Below are 21,255 nucleotides of genomic sequence, written 5' to 3'. Positions count from 1 at the left end.
GAGCGCCACCATCTTTACGCTTATGAAGGTACAAGCCGGCACCATCATTCACTTTACCAGCACCCAATATTGCGACAGCCCTTGGCACTTAAGACGGTTCATAAGAGCCATTTTTAGTCCTTTCTTATATAAATTTATCCACACATTCATCCCACTTGTGAGGTGCAAGCGAATGATTTTGATTGATTCAACATAAACAGGTTTGGAATGAGAGAATCTTACGTTATTCGAGACTCTCATTCAACATGCAAAACAGTGAATTATCATTATAAATCAATTCATTGTCAGCATACTATACTACAGTGGATATTGTGATGTTTGCTTGCCACAACGGGCTGCAGCATTTTATGGAAAGATCAGAACGCTACTGATAGGGTTAAAAAATAGAAGCAAGAACTGACCAATGAGCTTAAGAAGACCTTTAGCCTCTCGAAAGTTTGTTTTTTGGACTGGAAGCAAGAAAGCATACAAGATGTGGTTCCATTATTAAAGCCATCGATAATGTGTTACGATAGCCCATTGGTGGAAAATAACTAGGCATAGACGAGTGCAAACTAGTCAATGACGAAAGCTTTGATTCTCCATGACTAGAAGAGCTGTGTACTTCTCTTTTCTAAATATGGTGTTTTTCAGGGCAAGGAGATATGCAGGAGAAAAATTAGAGAAAAACGGGGGGATTTATACAGAGAGGAAGTTAATTGCAAACAGCAAAAAAACTGAAAATACTGGGCTTTTTAAGCTATGCTATTTTGGCATATGAAAGTTTTTTGGTACTAACAGCGGTGTATTGAATTCCTTTGAGTTTAAAATCTCTACACTTTCCCTTGTATTGCAACAAATAATTGTTCTGAAAACAAGAACAAGCAAGCTTTATATTGCAGCGCCTTATGCTGGTTTGATTTCTGCTCTCGGCATATTTTCAATCATGACGGTGAAAGTATTATACCGATCATGTGTTCGAATCTTTTTTTAAGATTCACTAGAAACAGTTAATCTTCGTGTGTTTTCTCAAAAGCTTACTGCATGCAATAAAGGCTGTCCTAAAATTCCGGCTTATTTCCATACCAAGAATGGTGGCAAATGCTTAAACTCTATTGATGTTATCATGAGAGTTGATTGATTTTAGCACTATAAAGTTTTGCAGGCTCAGATGAGATACAAAATACCGTTTACAAAACTTAAGGGCGAGGTGATCTTTACAGTGATTTGGTTCTCTTTGTTTTTCTTGAAATTATAAGACTTTCATCAAAAAAACTGTTTATAATTTTTCATCTACTATGCTGAACAAATAAGATATATCACGGCCAGCCTAATGAGGTAGATTTAAGGTTATAGAAAAACTGTATATATCACAATTGATCATAATAATGAATCGTTGCAATCGTATATTTTTTTATATATATCGCCGCTGGATATGAAAATGAACGAAGCTTTAATTCTCTTATTACTCCCTTGATATAAGCGGTGTGGAGCGAAAGTAAGCGGTGTTGTTATTCGCATTTCCCATCTATAGTTTCAAAAGCATTATAGGTGATGAATTTCCAAATCATCAATTTTGAGGGCTACTGTGTTAGCTGCATTACCTAAAGATATACGCTCTTTAATAATACAAGCGCCTATGGCTGGTGTATCGACGCCTGAGATGGCGGCTGCCGTATCTAATTTTGGTGCGGTTGGTTCGATAGCTATTGGCGGCTTAGGGCCGGATGAAGCAGTTTCGTTAATTCAAAAAACGAAAGCATTAACTGATCGTCCATTTAATATTAATCTTTTTTGCCATGATCCCTTTCTGCGCGTGGAGACAGAGAAAGATTCTCGTTGGCGAACGAAACTAAACGATCATTTTTTAGGTGGGGAAACAATTTTAAAGACTCCTCTTAAGAATATATACGCCTCTATTAAAAATAATAAGGCTTTAGCTATCGCTGTCGCTGCACAAGATCCTGATATTATTAGCTTTCATTTTGGTGTTCCTGATGATGATATCGTTGACATCTTTCGACAGACTGGTGCTAAACTTATAGCTACTGCAACTTGTCTTGAGGAGGGGAAAAAAATTGCAGCCAAGGGTTTGGATGCAGTAATTGCTCAAGGCTTTGAGGCAGGAGGACACCGGGGGCAATTTAATCTTTCACAATTCGACGAGAAATTATCAACGTATGTTTTGACTCGGCTTTTGTCTCAACACTTGTCACTTCCTATAATTGCTGCGGGCGGTATAATGACTGGAGCTGATATAGCGAGCATTATGCTTGTGGGTGCGCAGGGGGTACAATTAGGAAGTGCCTTTATAGGTTGTAGCGAAAGTGGCGCGAGTCATTATCATAAAAATCTATTGAAGTCTGATAAATCCATACCAACAGTTTTAACGCGAGCTATTTCTGGGCGGCCTGCACGGTCAATAATGACGCCGTTTGTCCAATGGGCGATGAGTGTGACCGATAAGGATATTCCGGAATATCCTTATGGCTATGATGCCTTCAAGCAGCTGCAAAAAGTTATGCTCTTACGAGAAGAGCTTGATATAGGTCCTTTTTGGGCGGGACAAAGTGCTTTCTTGGCGCGTTTTATTCCGGCCGCACAAATTATCGCAGAGTTAGAAGATGAGTACACTCACTCTATACAGGGCTAAGAAAAAGCGAATCTAAAGCTAAAATAAAAATGAATAAAACGGTCAAGTACGTATTAAGTGGATTTGCAGCATCCTTGGTTGGTATAGGTTTATCACGCTTTGCTTATACGCCTGCAATGCCTTATCTTATAAGCCAAGGTTGGCTTGATGAAAATCATGTTTTTTTGGTAGGTTCTGCAAGCTTTTTAGGTTATTTTATCGGTGCTTTTTCATCCCCTTATATTTTACGCCTTACCTCTCCCAGATATGCATTGAGGCTAGCATTCTTCATGAGTGGCTTGGCTTTTCTATGCTGTTGTTATCCGTATGGAACTTTGTGGTTTATGATGTGGCGTTTTATTGTAGGTTTATCGGGTGGAGTCTTAACAGCTGTGGCTGCTCCGACTTTGTTATCGGCTATAGATCCAAAAGATCGCGCCCGTTCTGGTGGCATAATGTTCTCGGGGGCAGGATTGGGCTTGCTATTGTCTGCTTTATTTACGCCTGTGATAGCAAGTATTAAGGTATATTATTATTGGGGGGCTCTCTTTTTAATCACTCTTGTGTTTTTTACAATAACCTACCGGTTTATGCCCAACACGAACTTTGAGCATATTAAAAAGACGTATAAGTCTAAGCGAATAGATTATTTCCTATATTTCACATATGGCATAAACGTTGCAGCATTGATGCCATACATATTGTTTCTTGTGAATTTTGTTTTACTTCGCACAATACCATTAACCTATTTTGCTTCTATTATTTGGCTAGTTTATGCTTTTGGTGCGTTTTTAGGAACCATAATATTGGGCATAGCAGCCAAGAGAACATCGTATCGCTCAGCGATTCTTTTTACAAATTTTGTGCAGTTATTTGCCTCGTTGCTATTGTTATTATTCCCTGATTTGAAGATCGCGTTGTCACTATCAGCTTTTATTATGGGTGCTGCCACCCCTGGCATTGTACCCTTATATCTTGGCTTAATAGGAGAGTTGTCTTCATCTGATTCACAAATTCAGCAGATTATCTGGAGCAGAGCAGTATCAGCATTTGCCTTATCACAAGCAATAGCTGCATATATGTTTACTTGGCTTTTCTATGTAACAGAGAATTATACCCTCATATTCTCTATTTCAGCATTTCTTCTTTTTATTCTATGCGTGTGGTTTATACAGGAAGGACACTATGGCTACAAACAGAAAAAAAACTATTAATTGTGCTATCATCGGTTTTGGTGCGCGTGGCATTAGTTTTTATGAGAGGCTAAATGCCTATGCTCGTCGTTATATAAGTAGTGTGCATATAAACCTGACAATATTTGATCCCAATGAACATGGTTGTGGATCTCATTCGCCAAGGCAAGCAAATTATCTATTAGTCAATACAGTTGCATCACAAATGACTATGTTCTTAGATAAAACTTGTGAAGTTTCTGGTCCATATACCAACGGACCATCATTCGCTCAATGGGCTAAAGATTCAGGTATTCGTAAAATAGGCTCTAACTTTTATCATATGGCTGAGGACTCAGATATTGGAGCACCTATAGATGATAATGACTATCTCTCACGTGCCGAACTAGGCAATTATTTGCAATTCGTTGTAGATCTATTGACAGCAAATAGACCGCGTAATGTAGATGTGTCCATTATCAGATCTCATGTTATTGATATTAAACCACTATCAGAGCGTGAATTTATTGTTGTGGTCGATGGGGATTATAAGCAGTCCTTTGAATTTATATTTATGACTACTGGGCATGGCACTAATATTCTCACCGAAAACGAGCAACAAAAAATAAATTTTGTTTCTTCAAATAAACATAAAAATCCTAATTTAGAATTCATAAGATCTCCTTATCCTTTATCTATGCTAGAAAGTGTTAGTCCTGATGCTCGAGTGTTGGTGCAAGGTATGGGATTAACGGCGCATGATGTTATCGCCGAGCTCACTGTTGGAAGAGGAGGTCGGTATAAAGAGAACAGAGGACGCTTGGAATATATACCATCAGGGCGAGAACCCATTATCAGTCTCTTCTCAAGACAAGGACTTCCATTTTCTTCTCGCGCCATAAATGAGAAGGGGGCCTCTGGGGCTTATACAGCTGAATTCTTTACATTAGATTACTTCAAATCTCTACGACAGGAAAAAAAGAAATTTGATTTTTTTGAAGATGTTCTTCCAGTCTTGAAAAAGGAAATGTTGAGGGCATACTATAAAGCCGTAGGTGAGACTGCGCGCGTTGACTATAAAGATTTTAGGAAAATTGACGAAATATTATACCCCTTACAAGGCATTATATTCAAAAATGCCGTTGATTACAAACGCTATATCTATGAATTTTTGGAAGACGATCTCAAAAATGCTTACGCAGGAAATGTTTCTGGCAGTGTCAAAGCGGCAGCCGATGTCTTGAGGGATGTGCGTGATACTATGCGCTATTGCGTTGAATGGGGTGGTTTGACACCAGATTCGCATGCTCGTTTTGTAAGCGACTTTGTTCCTATTATGAATCGTATAGCTGTTGGTCCCCCTTTAGTGCGGAACAGGCAGTTACTCGCTTTAATCGACAGTGGTGTGCTTCGTATAGATCTTGGTCCTTCACCCACTTTGGAGATTGATGAGAAGAATTCTGTTTTCCGTATTGTTGGTACTTTCTCAGAAGAAACAATGACGCAGGTTGCAGATGTTGTTATCCAAGCGAGGATAGATCCATTTGACATAAATCTTGAGCGCTCATTATTAATCAGAAACCTTTTTAGTAAAGGTTTTCTCACAGAATATGTAAATGGAGACTATCATACAGGTGGTCTGAATATTGATCGAAATTATAATATTATCGATCTCAATGGACGTGTGAAAAAAAATGTGTGGTCTTTAGGTAATCCGGTTGAAGGTCCTTGTTTTTTTACCTTTGTTCTGCCACGTCCAGGTGTGAATTCTCGCTTTCTATTGGATTCGGACAAATGTATACAACAGATGTTTAATGAAATAGAGGTGAGTTATGTCACAACTAGGTAAATTTAATTCCTCAAAAAAGTGTTTGGAGGCGCTAAGTAAACAGTTTAAGTATGGTCAGGATATTCGGCAGCGCGTTTTAGGTATTTTCGTATTGACGACTGGTAAAAAGAATAAATTGTCGATAAATTTAAGAAAACATTACAAGAACAGATAACTGTTTGTGTGTGTACGTTCCGATTTAGGCAAAAAGGATAGAAGTCTTGCTATTCTATTTATGCTTTAAATAGGGAAGCGGTTTTTAAAGTAAAAGCACATGTAAGAAGTGCGCTGAACGTTGGTTAAACTAAGAGGCAACTACGTGAGGTTGTTTCAGATAACAAATTGATTTATAATAATAAATCATCGTTATTCATTTTAAATCATAGCTCCGAATATGGTAAGATTCTTTTATTTCAAATTTTTTTATGTTGAATTAATTTTGTTTGCTTGCCTGTGCACCATAAGAGAGGGGTTGATGTATGGAGAACTAGAGAAGAGAGAAGGAAAAATGTCTTTCATGAACTGCCTTATGATTATAGCAATGAGCAATCTTGTGTAATTTTTTTTTAGCTTTTAGCAAAATGGCAGAGCTTGCATTATTGCATTCTTTGGGTTCATTCTCCTTGGCATGATTTTTCGTGTAGGTTTATTGAAGTAATTTCTCAATTTAATAAGCCACCTTTGCTTTTGCATATTTTCGGCTCGAAGGTATCTAATAAAAAAATTATGGCTTGTGCTCAAGCGCATAATATTAATTATCACCCGCTCAAACTGGGACATATTGCAACCATGCGTGGACAACGTTGGCTAAAACATCATGAAATCAGCATTCAAGTTGAACAACTTCTCGCAAAGGTATCGGATCAATACTGACAAGGTAATTTGTTGTGCTTTTTGTAAATAAGTAAGCTGTAGTAAAAACCATTTTAGCCAGCTCACCAGCTCCAGTAGTTTTTGCATATCAGGCATTATCTGTAGCGTCACTAAACAGTAAACGGTGCTCACTCATGATCCAGATATCGCCCATACGGTTGATGGGAGGTTTCATACTTCTGAAACATTTTCATCAAGAGCAGTCTTTCGTTATCATACAAGAAAATCAATAAATCATTCAATTTCATATCATTGAAGCCTAGAAGATCAAGCTTAAAATATTCATTCGCAGGATTTTTGGGGGCTAAGCGCAATAATTCTTCATTAATTTGTCAGCCAAGAGAAGAATAGTGTGGTCAAGCGGCTATGGGATTAAGACGTACACATCCCTTTATAGAAGTAAAAGTGGGGGAGAAATTTGTTCATGAGGTCTTTTATCAGCGTCTTTTAACGGCAACGATCACCGATCATGCGGGCAATGAATCCGATAGCTTTGAAGCAGAGTTTGATGAGAGTGGGCATGATTTAGAAATTCCTTCAAGCAACAGTGCACTCCAGGTCATCTTTGGCTATCAAAACAGCATCCATGCCTTTATGGGGCGTTTTGTTGTCGAGTCGGTGGTCAGTATTGGTGGGAGTGATGGAGAGATTTTACGCCTTTGTGGCAAAAGCGCTTCGATGCGCAAAGAGCTTAAAGAACAGGCGAGTGAACATTTTGACCACAAAACCATTGCTGAGATTGTTGAGACACTCGCCAAACGCCATGGTTATCAAGCAAAGGTGAGCCCCCAGTTGAGCAAACTGGCTCTTCCTTATGTGATTCGAACAGATCAATCGGCAGTTGATTTTTTAACGCGTCTTGCGGATCGTATGCAGGCACGTTTTTTGATCAAAGACCATAAGTTTTTATTTTTAAGCGGGGACAATTTACCTTCACTCACCCTTCATAAGCACGACTGCTCAAATTGGGAATTCACCTTAGAGCCGCGCACGCAATACGGCACCATTGAAGCTGTTTATTTTGATCGCGCACAAGGGCAGCAATGTCAGGTTAAACATCAGACAGGTTTTACGGGTCCCGTGCGCCGTCTGCGGACTTGCTACCCTTGCAAGAGGGAAGCACAAGCAGCAGCAGCTTCCGAGTCGGAGAGGCTTTGCCGTGCTGTGGGCAGTGGTTCTTTGATCCTTGAGGGACGCCCAGAAATCATGGCGGACCAACCGCTGCTCCTGCAAGGGTTCCGTGAAGAAATTAATGGACCATGGAAAGCTGCAACCGTCACACATCGCTATGAGAAACAAAGCGGATACACCACACAGATCACTCTCGAGGCTCCAGAGAAGGGAAAGGAAAGCAATACAGAAGAGAGGCTGGGCTGGTTGCCCAGCCAACGGGGTTAAGTTTTGCGACACACCCCCGTCCGATGCACATTCACATAACATCGCAGCCACTTCTTATCACTTAAAAGCAATGAGAAGACGGCGAATATAGATGAAAGAGTGTTAAGAAATGATGGATATACTTCATAAAGAAAAGTTAAAATCGGTTGATCCTATAGAACCAGCTGCTGCTTATATTGGTGGCAAAGCCAGGTTGGCGAAGATCCTTATCAAAATCATTGAAGGCATTCCTCATTGCACTTATGCAGAGCCTTTTGTTGGAATGGGTGGGGTGTTCTTTAGGAGAAAATTACTCCCCTCATGTGAAGTGATCAATGATCGTTCAGGTGATGTGGTGAATTTTTTTCGGGTGTTGCAACGGCATTATTACCCTTTCGTGGATTTGTTGGAGTTCCAAGTGAGTAGCCGTGAGGCGTTTGAACGGTTACGCACCCAAGATCCAAAGAATCTGACAGATTTAGTAGCGGGCATTGCGTTTTTTATATCTGCAGCGGTTGAGTTTTGGTGGCAAAGTGGCCAAACAGACGTTTGGAGTAAGTCCACACCGTGGTGCACGGTTTAATAGTCTCAAACTTGAAGCCTCCTTAAAGCTTATTTACCGTCGTTTAGCGGGTGTTACCATTGAACATTTGGATTGGTTTGAGTTTATCAAGCGCTATGACCGGAAGGACACCTTGTTTTACCTTGATCCGCCTTATTGGGGTGCTGAGGATTACTATGGAAAGGATTTGTTTAAGCGAGAGGATTATCAGAGGATGTCCGCACTGCTTGCACAATTAAAGGGGAAGTTTCTTCTGTCTCTCAATGATGTGCCCGAGATCCGTAAAAGCTTTAGCCCATTTAAGATAAAAGAGGTCACCACTTCTTATACCTGCTCTTCATCAAATAAGCCGACTCCAGCTCAAGAGATTATCATCTCAAATTGCGATTTTTAGTAAAGGAGAAAAAGCTGCCTTAAAGGGGCTTTAAATGATCTTTGAAGACCCTTTGAAAACCCTTTTAATTTTTTTTAAAAGACGTGAATTTTAAAAATGAATTGCTGCAAAACCTGATGACAAGCTACAACAGTTATTTTAAAGGGAGTTATCAGGGATAAAGATGGGAAAAAAATTACATCCATACCCGTCTATAAAGTGCAGTAACTTGTGGTAAATATATGGGAGAAAATTATTTTTGTGAAGGGCTTTGGTAATGAGGTGTTAATGAAAATTATGCATAGTATCGCTGAGTGTTAAAAGGGTTATGCTATAAAGACTGTACTATTTTATGTGGACAAAGCAAAAACGCAAATCGATCAAGGTGCGCTTTGTACTGCCGCTTATAACGGTGGGAGTTTTAAGTTACTTCAGTTATCATATTTATCATGGTGAATACGGTTTGTATTCACGCAGTGAGGTTAATCAACATATTGCTGAATTAGAAGAAGAGCTTCATAAAGTAGAGGCTGAGCGGAGCTTTCTTGAAAAGCGTATTACTCTTTTACGCAATGGGCATATTGAGAAAGATATGTTGGATGAGTACATTCGAAAGAATTTAAACCTTTCTAAGCCAAATGAGTTGACAATTTTAACGCCTTTGAGATGATATCAAAAATTGGTTAGAAATCGCTTCATGTCGAAAAATATTCTGAAACAATTGCCTATGAGAGCGTTTGAGCGGACTGATAATGCTTGTAACTTACGTTCGTAAAGGTTATCCTTAGATAATCATAAAAGGGAGTTTAATATGGCAGAAAGATCTAAAAAAAGTTCTGCGTCGGTGGTGCATACTGCATTATCAAGCACCACAAAGAGTGCATCAATAGCGCGTTTTACAAAAGAAGAAGAAATTGATGCTTATCGTAAAATGCTTTTAATTCGTCGTTTTGAAGAAAAAGCAGGACAACTTTATGGGATGGGGCTTATTGGTGGTTTTTGTCACCTCTATATCGGACAAGAAGCTGTTGTTGTTGGAACATTAAAGGCAGCGAAAGAAGGTGATCAGGTAATCACTTCTTACCGTGATCATGGGCATATGTTGGCGGTTGGAATGAGTCCGCGTGGTGTTATGGCAGAATTAACGGGGCGTCAAGGAGGCTTTTCTAAAGGGAAAGGGGGGTCTATGCATATGTTTTCTAAAGAAAAGAATTTTTATGGTGGGCACGGTATTGTTGGGGCACAGGTTCCCATTGGCACTGGTTTGGCATTTTCCAATCAGTATCTTGGTAAAGATAACGTGACATTGGTATATTTTGGTGATGGTGCTGCAAATCAGGGGCAGGTTTACGAAAGTTTTAATATGGCAGCACTTTGGAAGATTCCCGTTGTTTATATTATTGAAAATAACCAATATGCTATGGGAACGTCAGTTGCGCGTGCATCTGCAGAGACTGATTTTTCGCGTCGTGGTCTTTCTTTTGAAATTCCAGGTATTGTTGTTGATGGTATGGATGTTCAAGCAGTCAAAGGCGCAGCTGATGAAGCAATTGCTTGGGCGCATTCGGGGAAAGGGCCGATTATTCTTGATATGCAGACCTATCGCTATCGTGGTCACTCTATGTCTGATCCAGCAAAATATAGATCAAAAGAAGAGGTTCAGAAAGTAAGAGAAGAAAATGATCCGATTGATCAGGTAAAGAATCGTATTTTAAAACAAGGTTTTGCAAGTGAAGACGATTTAAAGTCTATTGATAAAGAGGTGCGTGCGGTTATTGCAGACGCAGTAGATTTTGCGCAAAGTGATCCAGAGCCAGATGTTTCTGAGCTCTACACTGATATTTTAGTTTGAAGCGAAGGAAGCGAGTATGTCTATTAATATTTTGATGCCTGCGCTTTCTCCGACGATGGAAGAAGGTAAATTGTCTAAATGGCTCAAGAACGAAGGCGATAAAGTGAATTCTGGTGATGTGATTGCTGAGATTGAAACGGATAAAGCGATGATGGAAGTGGAGGCTGTTGATGAAGGTATTCTTGGTAAAATTCTCGTGTCTGAAGGTTCTGAATCTGTGAAGGTTAACACGGCTATCGCGGTATTGTTGGAGGAAGGTGAATCTGTTGAGGATATTTCACAAACTGCTAAAAGTTTAAAGATGCAGCCAAAAAGTGGAAGCGAATCCTCTTTTGTGTCTTCACCTGTGCCAGAACCTCTTGTTGTGGATACTCTTCCTGATTTTGATATTCCAGAAGGGACAAAAATGGTGACGATGACGGTGCGTGAAGCGCTTAATCAGGCTATGGCTGAGGAAATGCGGCGTGATGAAATGGTTTTTCTCTTAGGAGAGGAAGTCGCGCAATATCAGGGTGCTTACAAGGTAAGCCAAGGTTTATTGGAAGAGTTTGGTTCGCGTCGCGTTATTGATACACCAATTACAGAACATGGTTTTGCAGGATTGGCTGTTGGTGCTGCATTTGGAGGTTTACGTCCCATTGTTGAGTTTATGACATTCAATTTTGCCATGCAGGCTATGGACCAGATTATCAATTCTGCAGCGAAAACCCGTTATATGTCCGGTGGACAAATGACTGCTCCGATGGTTTTTCGTGGTCCCAATGGTGCTGCGGCGCGTGTTGGTGCTCAGCATTCTCAGTGTTTTGCTGCGTGGTATGGTCATGTGCCGGGTCTTAAAGTTGTTATGCCTTATAGTGCAGCAGATGCAAAAGGTTTGTTAAAAGCTGCTATTCGTGATGAAAATCCTGTTGTTTTTCTTGAAAATGAGATTTTATATGGTCATCAATTTGAGGTTCCTCAAATTGATGATTTTGTTTTGCCGATTGGTAAGGCACGTATCCATAAATCTGGAAAAGATGTTACGATTGTTGCATGTGGAATCGGGATGCATTATGCGGTTCAAGCACTACCAGAAATTGAAAAACTTGGACTTGATGTTGAACTGATAGATTTACGGACTATTCGTCCAATGGATCTTCCAACAATTGTTTCTTCGGTGAAGAAAACAGGTCGTTTGGTAACAATTGAAGAGGGGTATCCTCAATCATCTGTTGGAACTGAAATAGCAACGCGTGTTATGCAACAAGCTTTTGATTATCTTGATGCTCCAATTGCGACAATTTCTGGTAAGGATGTGCCAATGCCTTATGCTGCCAATCTTGAAAAACTGGCTTTACCTGACACTGCTGAAATTGTTGAAGCCGTTAAGGCTGTAACCTATAGAGCGTGAGGAGGAAAGCATTATGCCTATTAAAATTACAATGCCTGCGCTTTCCCCAACTATGGAAGAAGGCACCTTATCAAAATGGAATGTTAAGGTGGGGGATAAAGTTTCGTCTGGTGATGTTATTGCTGAAATTGAGACAGATAAGGCGACAATGGAAGTAGAGGCTGTTGATGAGGGAACAGTTGCTAAAATTTTGGTTCCTCCTGGAACGCAAGGTGTTAAAGTGAACAGTTTAATCGTTGTTTTGGCAGAAGAAGGTGAAGATTTAGCCGAAGCTGCAAAAGTTGCAGATCAAGAGTCTTTTTTTTCTGGTCTCAAAGAAAAAGGAGACGCAGATATTTTCAAAGAATCAACAGAGGTCATGCAAGAGGTAAACCAGGCCGGCTCAAAGGCAACACAAATGTCTTATGGAGCACCAGCGCAGCCGTTGGTACAACAAGATAAAACACATACACGTCTTTTTTCTTCTCCTTTAGCACGGCGATTAGCTGCTCAGGCAGGGCTTGATTTATCACTTGTTTCTGGGAGTGGTCCTCATGGGCGTATTATTAGACGCGATATAGAAAAAGCATTAAGTAGTGGTGCTTTTGAAAGTTCTCGTTCGTCACAAATGGAACAGCCAATAAGAACAGCTGCGTCTGATGAACAAATACTAAAACTTTTCAAAGAGGATGAATATATCTTCACTTCTCATAACAATATGCGCAGAACAATTGCTAAGCGTTTAGTTGAATCAAAGCAGATGGTGCCACATTTCTATGTAACAGTGGATTGTGAGCTCAATGCATTATTAGAACTTCGCGCACAATTGAATGCTGCTGCACCAATGGTTCAGACGCAAGAAGGTGTTAAGCCTGCTTATAAGCTTTCTGTTAATGATATGATTATTAAAGCTGTAGCACTTTCTCTGAAAGCAGTTCCCGATGCTAATGTTTCTTGGCTGGAAGGTGGGATGCTGCATCACAAACACTGTGATGTTGGGGTCGCCGTTTCTGTGCCTGACGGGTTAATTACACCAGTTGTTCGTCATGCAGAAGAAAAATCTTTATCAACTATTTCTCATGAGATGAAGGATTTTGCAAAGCGTGCACGTGAGCGCAAATTAAAAATGGAAGAATACCAAGGAGGAACAACAGCTGTATCAAATATGGGGATGTATGGCGTGAAAAGTTTTTCTGCTATTCTTAATCCGCCGCATGCAACGATTTTTGCTATTGGTGCGGGTGAACAACGTGCCGTTGTTAAAAATGATGCATTAGTGGTTGCGACTGTTATGTCAGTTACACTTTCTGCGGATCATCGTGCTGTTGATGGTGCGTTAGCCGCGGAGCTTGCGCGAACTTTTAGGAAGATGATCGAGAACCCATTAGCAATGTTAATTTGAATTTGTTTTAGGATACTTCATGCCAATTGTTTGTGCGTGTGATCTGTTAATGTGATAAAAGCAGATTGAAAGAGTTTGTGGTCTTACTGCTTCTATTTGGTTAAAGGCATTTGTGAAAAGCTTGGAATGAGAGAGACAGGGTAAGTTTATCATATTGTCTGTCTGAAGCTTAAAGAATGCATATTGGTTTTTGTATATCCATGGAGGGATTACTGTGGCAAATCTTTATGATGTAATTGTGATTGGATCTGGTCCTGGCGGGTACGTAACCGCAATTCGTGCGGCGCAATGTGGATTCAAGACTGCGATTGTTGAACGTGAACATCTTGGTGGGATTTGCTTAAATTGGGGCTGTATTCCAACAAAGGCGCTTTTGCGTTCGGCGGAAATAAAGCATTTTGCTGAACATGCGAAAGATTATGGTCTCAAGATTAATGGTTCAATTGATGCCAATATCAAGGAAGTCGTGGCACGTTCCCGTGGAGTTTCAGCACGTTTAAATGCTGGTGTTGGTTTTTTGATGAAAAAAAATAAAATCGATATCATTTGGGGTGAAGCGAAACTCACTAAGAAAGCAAAAGAAGGTGGTTTTGCGGAAATAATAGTTTCTTCAACGTCAAAACCGGTTATGCAACCGCAAAATCCAGTACCTAAAGGAACCTTAGGAGAAGGGACTTATCAAGCAAAGCATATCATTATTGCGACGGGTGCGCGTCCTCGTTCTCTTCCTGGTATTGAGCCAGATGGAAAGCTCATTTGGACTTATTTTGAAGCAATGATTCCACAGTCCTTACCAAAGTCGCTTTTGGTCATGGGGTCTGGTGCAATTGGCATTGAATTTGCTTCTTTTTATAATGATATGGGCGTAGACGTCACTGTTGTTGAAATGATGCCTCACATCATGCCAGCTGAAGATATTGAAATTTCAACGTTTGCTCGCAAACAGTTAGAAAAAAAAGGCATTCGTATTCTAAGTCAAGCAAAAGTCACGAAGGTTGAAAAAGATTCCGATTCTGTTACGGCATATATTGATATTAAAGGTAAAAAAGAAACAATCACAGTGGATCGATTAATTTCAGCTGTTGGGGTTCAGGGGAATATTGAGAATTTGGGATTGGAAGAATTGGGTATAAAAACCGATCGTGGGTGTATTGTAACTGATGAATGGAGTTGGACTGGTGTAGAAGGTATCTATGCTATTGGTGATGTTGCTGGTCCCCCTATGTTAGCACATAAAGCAGAAGAAGAAGGCGTGATATGCGTTGAGAATCTTGCAGGTTTGGAGAATATGCATCCACTTGATAAGAGAAAAATTCCAGGCTGCACATATTGCACACCGCAAGTTGCTTCTGTAGGTCTTTCAGAAGAGGCTGCAAAAGAAGCAGGCTATGATATACGTATTGGTCGTTATTCTTTTTCAGCAAATGGCAAAGCTATCGCTTTGGGTGAAGATCAAGGGTTAGTGAAAACGATTTTTGATAAAAAAACGGGGCAACTTCTTGGAGCACATATGGTAGGAGCAGAGGTAACAGAATTGATTCAAGGGTTTGTGATTGCTATGAATCTTGAAACAACCGAAGAAGAATTAATGCATACTGTCTTTCCACATCCAACATTGTCAGAAATGATGAAAGAAAGCGTCTTGGATGCTTATGGACAGGTTTTAAATGCTTGAAGGGTGGGCTGTATGAAAGATCTTATATTTTATAGTTTTTCATGAAGGCGCCATATCGACAAGGCAGAGGTTTAAATGGTTACGGTTGTTGATAGAGTTACGAATAGACGTTTGCGCCATCCTGAAAAGGCACATCGTCCCGATACGAATGTTCAAAAAAAACCGGATTGGATTCGTGTAAGAGCACCAACATCAAAGACGTATAAGGAAACATATGGTATTGTACGTGCGCATAAATTAGTCACCGTATGTGAAGAAGCAGGGTGCCCCAATGTTGGTGAATGTTGGAGCCAGCGGCATGCCAGCTTTATGATTTTAGGGGAAATTTGTACAAGAGCTTGTGCTTTTTGCAATGTTGCAACCGGTATTCCACTACCCGTTGATGAGCATGAGCCCGAACGTGTGGCTGATGCTGTTACACAAATGGAACTCAAACATGTTGTGATTACCTCTGTTGATCGTGATGATCTCGCTGATGGCGGTGCAGAGCATTTTGCAAAAGTCATTCGCGCTATTCGTCGAAAGTCTTCTAAGACAACAGTTGAAGTTCTTACACCTGACTTTCGTCATAAGGATGGTGCTTTAGAAATTGTTGTTGATGCCAAGCCTGATGTTTTTAATCATAATTTAGAGACAGTTCCTTCTAAATATTTAAAAGTTCGTCCAGGGGCACGTTACTTTCATTCGATTCGCCTATTACAACGTGTTAAAGAACTTGACCCGACAATCTTCACAAAATCAGGAATTATGGTTGGTCTTGGGGAAAAACGAAATGAAGTTCTTCAATTGATGGATGATTTACGCTCTGCAGATGTTGACTTTATGACAATTGGGCAGTATCTGCAGCCTACACGAAAACATCATCCCGTTATTCGTTTTGTAACTCCTGAAGAATTTGAATCTTTTGCTAAGATTGGTAAAGTAAAGGGTTTCTTGCATATGGCGTCCAATCCTCTAACACGTTCCTCTCACCATGCCGGAGACGATTTTGTAATCTTGCAAAAAGCACGTGATGAAAAATTTGCTTTACAGAGATAGTTATGCCGACTTTTACAACACATCGGCAGGTTGCCCACAGCGCTTGTGAAATGTTTGATCTTGTTGCAGATATTGAACGTTATCCTGAGTTTTTACCGATGTGTGAATCTTTAAAAGTGCGCTCTCGCAAAGAATGTGAGGAGAAAATATTGCTTCTTGCTGATATGACCGTTGGCTATAAGGTTATTCGAGAAACTTTTACGACTCAAGTTTTTCTCCAGCCAAAAAAAAATCTAATCGAGGTTAAATATATTGATGGTCCATTTCGATATCTTGAAAATTGCTGGGTATTTCATGATATTGAAAATCTTAATGCCTGTAATGTAGAGTTTTTTATTGATTACGAATTTAAAAGCAAAATGCTCGGATTAATGATGGGATCAATGTTTGATATTGCTTTTCGTAAATTTACGGATGCTTTTGAAAGGCGTGCGCGTCAGATTTATGGTTCTTCGGTAACATAATCTATTCAGTTGATTTTATTGTATGATTCGTATCGTATGTTCTCTGTGGTTGTGATAACGCAAAATTTAAAAATGGGACGAGGGGGAATTCATTGGAGAGATTTCAAAACCATTCTCAAAGCGTTCTCTACGGTTGCATAGCGAATGTCCTTGCGATCAAGATTGTCAAAGCGCATTTCTGTGTGTGAGGTTTTATGATTTTTGTAAGCAACTGCACAATGCACAAGTCCTACGGGTTTATCAAGACTTGCACCTCCTGGTCCAGCAATTCCTGTTACAGAAACGGCAATTCCAGCTTGTGAATATTTTAATCCACCCTCAGCCATTGCAAGGGCAACTTCTTTTGAAACGGCACCGTAGTTTTTTATCAGTTGAGCACATACGCCAACAAGACGTGTTTTAGCTTCATTGGAATAAACAACAAATCCACAATCAAAAACATCTGAAGATCCTGCAATATCAGTGAGATTTGCAGCAATAAGTCCTCCCGTACAAGATTCAACAGTTGTTAAAAGCAAACCTTTTTGTCGACAAACAGCAAGAACTTCACGTGCTTGTTTTTCACAAAAATATGTCATTGAGGAACTTCTCCTGGATAAAGGACACTCGCCGTTGCAAAAGCTGCAATGCCTTCTCCACGACCAATAAATCCAAGTTTTTCATTTGTTGTTGCTTTTATGGAGATGCGATCAGGTGAAACTTTGAAAATCTCCATAAGATTTTTGACCATTGTATGACGATAGGGGCCAATTTTAGGTTCTTCGGCGATGAGTGTGATGTCAATATTTGTGATACGACCACCTGCTTGTTTAACAAGATTAAGAGCATGACGAAGAAAAATTTTCGAAGATGCATTTTTCCATTGAGGATCAGAAGGTGGAAAATATGTGCCGATATCTCCTGCTCCTTGCGTGGCGAGAAGGGCATCTGTTAATGCATGAAGAGCAACATCAGCATCAGAATGTCCCTTTAATTTTTTATGAAAAGGAATTTCTATGCCACATAATGTAAGGAACGCTCCTTCTTCGAAAGAATGAACATCATAACCATTGCCAGTACGGATATCGGGAAATATTTGCATTTTTTTCTTGAGATATAAATTTGCGGTATCAAAATCTTCATGCCACGTAATTTTTATATTGTTGGGATCTCCGGGGATAGTACGCATGGGAATGCCAAACCATTCAGCAATGGAAGAATCATCTGTAAATTCTTGTGTACAAGTCTGTTTTGCTTTTTCATGGGCGTTTAGGATGCTTTCAAAAGGAAAACACTGTGGCGTTTGTGCACTATAAAGATGGGTACGTGGAACTGTTTCTAAAACGTGGTGTGCGTCATTTACACGTTTAAGGGTATCAGAAATGGCGAGAACAGGGAGCACACCTTCTTGATGATTAACGGTGGCATGAATTTTTTCGAGAAGTTGTGGTTCGATAAAGGGGCGTGCTCCATCATGAATATGCACATATTGGGGCTGAAAGTTTTTAAGTGCGTAGAGCCCATGTAAGGTCGATATTTGACGTGTATGGCCTCCTTCAATGATGGTGAGGTGCTCTTTAAAATCGGCGATAGCTTGTTCGCAGACTTTATGGTCTTCTGGATGAATAACGAGAATAAGAGTTTTAATGGCAGGGTGCTGTAAGAAGCACCGCACGCTATGACGAATAACCGGCTCATTTCCTAGAAGCTGGTATTGTTTTGGAATTTTTTGTGGAGATCCTGCTCTTTCACCGCGACCAGCGGCTAATATTATTGCTGCAATAGAAATATTTAATCTCCCGTTATTATTTTAGTTTATTGTTCTATGATCATTGATTTTAAAACGTTTTTGCATGGTTTGTTTTTGTAGATCAGCTAGAGATACCGTTGATAACACATCAAAAAAAGCATTTAATGCTTTTTGAAGTGCAGTGTTTAAGCTACAAAAATCAATCAATGGACAATGAACCTCTACAACAGTATCAAAACATTCTGCCATGTAAAAGTTATCTTCTGTTACTTTTACAACATCAGCCACAGAAATTTCTGCGGCGGGTTTAGCCAATTTTACACCGCCATTACGTCCACGTACGGTTTGTATAAAACCTGCTTCAACAAGGGGTTGAAGGATTTTAAATAAAAAAAGTTCGGAAACGGCATACGCTTTAGCAATTTCTGGAACGCGACTGAGAGATCCCTGATTATCTGCACAATACATGAGCATTCGAAGAGCATAATTTGTTTGTTTGGTTAACCGCATTAATCTCCTCCGTAAATTATCACTAAATGCGTACTATTTTAAAGATATTCTGGAAAGTTTAGAAGTCCTTTATTGCTGTGATTAGCTATATTTTAAATATACTGGTACTATTGTTAATTTTTGTTACAAAAGGTTATACGGGAACGATGGGATAGGGTAATATGAGCTAATCATGAATACAACATCTATAATGAATCTCCAAGATATAGATCGAGAGACAAGTAACGATGAGTTGTATCGTTTAAGCAAAGTATTAGGCATCACAATTATTGTGTTGGCTTTGCTAACGGCGGCGGTTTCGTTTATTATTCTTATCGGATTAACTTTTGTTGTTCCCAGTAGAGCTGTAACCCTCACTCTTATAGGGGTTAATAGTTTTTGGGTTTTAGGGCTTGTGATCATTGTTTTTTATGAGATGATCCCCATCATTCGTGCTTGGCACTCAAGGCGTGCAGGTTCTCGTCTTCATGTACGCCTTATTTCGTTATTTGCACTTGTTGCAACAATGCCGGCTGTTGCAGTCGCTCTTGTTTCTGGTCCGGCATTGAATTTAGGGCTTGATCGGTGGTTTGATACAACAACACGGCAAATTGTTGGCTCTTCTATTGATTTAGCGAATGCTTATGCCGATGAAATGCTTCAAAATTTGAAAAATTTATCCTACGCTATGGCGTTTGCACTTGATAACAAAAAGCTTTTAGAACGCAGTCCAGCAGAATATAGGATGCAATTAACGCGTCACGCTATAGGGCGAAATTTGCGTGGTGCATTTTTATTAAGTTCTAGCGGAACGATTTTTATATCGAGCGATCTTGGTGATGAAGATAGACTGCCTATCCCACCCCCCAATCTTATTAAACGTGCAACAAGTGTGAGTCCTTTTTCTTTTCAACCGGGGATTCATGATTACTTTGGTATTGTTTTAAAATTTACCAATATTCCGAATACATTTTTGTATTTGGTGCGTGATGTTGATAAAGAAGTTTTATCCGCTTTGCGTTTGACGGAAGTCAATACAGATCGTTATCGTTCCCTCAATGAAAATCGTCTATTAACACAAATTGCATTTGGCATGCTTTATCTGTGCCTTTTTTTTAGTTTATTCTTGTCCGCTATTTGGGCTGGTATTGCAGTTGCTGATCGCTTGGTACGCCCTATTCGTCGTCTCATTAGTGCGGCTGATGATGTGGCTTCTGGGAATATGGAAGTTTTTGTTCCTGTCCGCGCAAAGGATGGAGATATTGGACAGTTGTCAAAAACTTTTAATTATATGGTCAGTGAACTGAAAAGTCGGCGCAATGAATTAATTGCCGTTCGTGATCAAATTGATGAGAGGCGGCGTTTTTCTGAAGCTGTTTTATCTGGTGTAACAGCGGGGGTGGCTGGCATTGATGATAATGCTGATATTACCATTATCAATCGGTCTATGGAAACAATGTTTGATATTCGTTCTGAACAGGTGATTGGACAAAGTCTTTTATCGCTTAGCGCTGAAATTTGGCAAGTTTTTCAATTTGCGCGCTCACTAGACCGTAAGAATCACCGTGAACAGGTGACTTTGAGTGTTGCGGGGCAAGAGCGTGTTTGTAATGTGCAAGTGACGATAGAAGAAGATGACGGGCGAGGACAGTCTTGGGTTCTCACAATTGATGATATTACAGATCTTGTTGAGGCGCAACGAACATCAGCGTGGGCGGATATTGCACGCCGTATTGCACATGAAATCAAAAATCCGTTGACACCCATTCAGTTATCGGCTGAACGTATTCGTAAGCGCTACAACAAAGTTATTACACAGGATCGAGAGGTTTTTGAGCGGTGTATTGAGACGATTATTCGACAGGTTGGGGATATTGGACGTATGGTTGATGAGTTTTCTTCTTTTGCTCGTATGCCCAAACCACAAATGAATATTTTAGATATACGCGGATTACTGCGTGAAGCGTGTTTTTTGATAGAGGTTACGCGGCATGATATTGATTTTGAACAAGATTTAGGAAATATACCGCTTATAGGTGCATTTGATAATCGTCTCATTGTTCAAGCTTTTTGTAATGTTATCAAAAATGCAAGCGAGTCTATAGACTCAATCCTAAGAGAGGAAGGGATTCGCGGTCACATTCTGGTCCGTTCTTATCGTCAGAAAGGATGTGTGGTTGTGGATGTTATTGATAATGGTAAAGGGCTTCCCAAGGAGCAAAGACAAAAGCTATTGGAACCTTATATAACAACGCGAGAAAAAGGAACAGGACTTGGATTAGCTATTGTGCGTAAAGTTATCGAAGATCATGGTGGTTATATGGAATTGCATGATGCACCAAAAAATTTTTATGAAGGTCGTGGAGCGATGATCCGTTTGATATTTCCGGCGAATGGGATTAAGCAGGGCAGTGTTCCACAAATCATAAGATAGGGGAATA

15 protein-coding genes and 1 pseudogene are annotated in these 21,255 nt (G+C 39.9%); 13 read left to right on the top strand and 3 right to left on the bottom strand.

Features of this window, described 5'->3' with window-relative positions; translation table 11 throughout:
- Window positions 1–1,567: 1,567 nt before the first annotated feature.
- The 12 genes and pseudogenes from BN67_RS09235 (at window position 1,568) to BN67_RS09165 (ending at window position 16,596) form a co-directional block, all read left to right on the top strand.
- The gene (locus BN67_RS09235; RefSeq protein ID WP_019223823.1) at window positions 1,568–2,632 is read left to right on the top strand and encodes an NAD(P)H-dependent flavin oxidoreductase; all 1,065 of its coding nucleotides are present in this window, start codon (window positions 1,568–1,570) and stop codon (window positions 2,630–2,632) included.
- Between the two features lie 29 nt (window positions 2,633–2,661).
- Window positions 2,662–3,825 (top strand): YbfB/YjiJ family MFS transporter, encoded by a 1,164-nt coding sequence (locus tag BN67_RS09230; RefSeq protein WP_019223822.1) that lies wholly within the window; start codon window positions 2,662–2,664, stop codon window positions 3,823–3,825.
- Window positions 3,797–5,632 (top strand): FAD/NAD(P)-binding protein, encoded by a 1,836-nt coding sequence (locus BN67_RS09225; RefSeq protein WP_019223821.1) that lies wholly within the window; start codon window positions 3,797–3,799, stop codon window positions 5,630–5,632. Before BN67_RS09230 ends, BN67_RS09225 begins: the two co-directional genes overlap by 29 nt.
- Window positions 5,633–6,850: 1,218 nt before the next feature.
- Window positions 6,851–7,882, top strand: a complete 1,032-nt coding sequence (locus BN67_RS09205; protein WP_019223817.1) for a phage late control D family protein — start codon at window positions 6,851–6,853, stop codon at window positions 7,880–7,882.
- 112 nt (window positions 7,883–7,994) lie between these two features.
- Window positions 7,995–8,817, top strand: a pseudogene (locus BN67_RS13805) (DNA adenine methylase).
- A 331-nt stretch (window positions 8,818–9,148) separates the two neighbouring features.
- A complete protein-coding gene (locus BN67_RS09195) occupies window positions 9,149–9,466 on the top strand; it encodes an FtsB family cell division protein (protein ID WP_019223816.1) in 318 nt (105 codons plus the stop codon).
- A gap of 141 nt (window positions 9,467–9,607) precedes the next feature.
- Entirely contained in the window at window positions 9,608–10,648 is a 1,041-nt protein-coding gene (gene pdhA / locus BN67_RS09190) for a pyruvate dehydrogenase (acetyl-transferring) E1 component subunit alpha (RefSeq protein WP_019223815.1), read from the top strand.
- A gap of 16 nt (window positions 10,649–10,664) precedes the next feature.
- Entirely contained in the window at window positions 10,665–12,038 is a 1,374-nt protein-coding gene (locus tag BN67_RS09185; protein WP_019223814.1) for a pyruvate dehydrogenase complex E1 component subunit beta, read from the top strand.
- 13 nt (window positions 12,039–12,051) lie between these two features.
- Complete coding sequence (locus BN67_RS09180; protein ID WP_019223813.1) at window positions 12,052–13,419, top strand: pyruvate dehydrogenase complex dihydrolipoamide acetyltransferase; 1,368 nt, start codon at window positions 12,052–12,054, stop codon at window positions 13,417–13,419.
- Window positions 13,420–13,633: 214 nt separating this feature from the next.
- A complete protein-coding gene (gene lpdA, locus BN67_RS09175) occupies window positions 13,634–15,094 on the top strand; it encodes a dihydrolipoyl dehydrogenase (protein WP_019223812.1) in 1,461 nt (486 codons plus the stop codon).
- 75 nt (window positions 15,095–15,169) lie between these two features.
- Window positions 15,170–16,132 carry a lipoyl synthase gene (lipA, locus tag BN67_RS09170; protein WP_019223811.1) on the top strand — a complete coding sequence of 321 codons (963 nt, stop codon included), beginning with the start codon at window positions 15,170–15,172 and terminating at the stop codon, window positions 16,130–16,132.
- Window positions 16,133–16,134: 2 nt separating this feature from the next.
- Window positions 16,135–16,596: a type II toxin-antitoxin system RatA family toxin gene (locus tag BN67_RS09165; protein ID WP_019223810.1), complete on the top strand. Its 462-nt coding sequence runs from the start codon at window positions 16,135–16,137 to the stop codon at window positions 16,594–16,596.
- A gap of 89 nt (window positions 16,597–16,685) precedes the next feature.
- On the opposite strand, the gene BN67_RS09160 is transcribed toward BN67_RS09165, so the two are convergent.
- The 3 genes from BN67_RS09160 to rirA are packed head-to-tail and all read right to left on the bottom strand — an operon-like array spanning window position 16,686 to window position 18,835.
- Window positions 16,686–17,174 (bottom strand): CinA family protein, encoded by a 489-nt coding sequence (locus tag BN67_RS09160; protein ID WP_019223809.1) that lies wholly within the window; start codon window positions 17,172–17,174, stop codon window positions 16,686–16,688.
- Window positions 17,171–18,364, bottom strand: coding sequence for a bifunctional 2-C-methyl-D-erythritol 4-phosphate cytidylyltransferase/2-C-methyl-D-erythritol 2,4-cyclodiphosphate synthase (locus BN67_RS09155; protein WP_192813137.1), 1,194 nt, complete (start codon window positions 18,362–18,364; stop codon window positions 17,171–17,173). The genes BN67_RS09160 and BN67_RS09155 overlap by 4 nt, the downstream gene beginning before the upstream one ends.
- 21 nt (window positions 18,365–18,385) lie before the next feature.
- Window positions 18,386–18,835, bottom strand: a complete 450-nt coding sequence (gene rirA, locus BN67_RS09150) for an iron-responsive transcriptional regulator RirA (protein WP_019223807.1) — start codon at window positions 18,833–18,835, stop codon at window positions 18,386–18,388.
- A 172-nt stretch (window positions 18,836–19,007) separates the two neighbouring features.
- On the opposite strand from rirA, the gene BN67_RS09145 reads away from it, so the two are divergent.
- A complete protein-coding gene (locus BN67_RS09145; RefSeq protein ID WP_026088258.1) occupies window positions 19,008–21,248 on the top strand; it encodes a sensor histidine kinase NtrY-like in 2,241 nt (746 codons plus the stop codon).
- Window positions 21,249–21,255 lie beyond the last annotated feature (7 nt).

Source organism: Bartonella rattaustraliani AUST/NH4 (assembly GCF_000312565.1).
GTDB classification, from domain to species: Bacteria; Pseudomonadota; Alphaproteobacteria; order Rhizobiales; family Rhizobiaceae; genus Bartonella; species Bartonella rattaustraliani.
This window is presented reverse-complemented; position numbering and strand designations above follow the sequence as displayed.

Excerpts from the sequence above, each read along its gene's own strand:
- BN67_RS09185 (WP_019223814.1), top strand. The coding sequence starts at position 10,665 with ATGTCTATTAATATTTTGATGCCTGCGCTTTCTCCGACGATGGAAGAA.
- BN67_RS09160 (WP_019223809.1), bottom strand. The coding sequence starts at position 17,174 with ATGACATATTTTTGTGAAAAACAAGCACGTGAAGTTCTTGCTGTTTGT.
- rirA (WP_019223807.1), bottom strand. The coding sequence starts at position 18,835 with ATGCGGTTAACCAAACAAACAAATTATGCTCTTCGAATGCTCATGTAT.
- BN67_RS09225 (WP_019223821.1), top strand. The coding sequence starts at position 3,797 with ATGGCTACAAACAGAAAAAAAACTATTAATTGTGCTATCATCGGTTTT.
- BN67_RS09180 (WP_019223813.1), top strand. The coding sequence starts at position 12,052 with ATGCCTATTAAAATTACAATGCCTGCGCTTTCCCCAACTATGGAAGAA.
- BN67_RS09205 (WP_019223817.1), top strand. The coding sequence starts at position 6,851 with ATGGGATTAAGACGTACACATCCCTTTATAGAAGTAAAAGTGGGGGAG.
- pdhA (WP_019223815.1), top strand. The coding sequence starts at position 9,608 with ATGGCAGAAAGATCTAAAAAAAGTTCTGCGTCGGTGGTGCATACTGCA.
- BN67_RS09195 (WP_019223816.1), top strand. The coding sequence starts at position 9,149 with ATGTGGACAAAGCAAAAACGCAAATCGATCAAGGTGCGCTTTGTACTG.
- BN67_RS09165 (WP_019223810.1), top strand. The coding sequence starts at position 16,135 with ATGCCGACTTTTACAACACATCGGCAGGTTGCCCACAGCGCTTGTGAA.
- BN67_RS09145 (WP_026088258.1), top strand. The coding sequence starts at position 19,008 with ATGAATACAACATCTATAATGAATCTCCAAGATATAGATCGAGAGACA.
- lipA (WP_019223811.1), top strand. The coding sequence starts at position 15,170 with ATGGTTACGGTTGTTGATAGAGTTACGAATAGACGTTTGCGCCATCCT.
- BN67_RS09230 (WP_019223822.1), top strand. The coding sequence starts at position 2,662 with ATGAATAAAACGGTCAAGTACGTATTAAGTGGATTTGCAGCATCCTTG.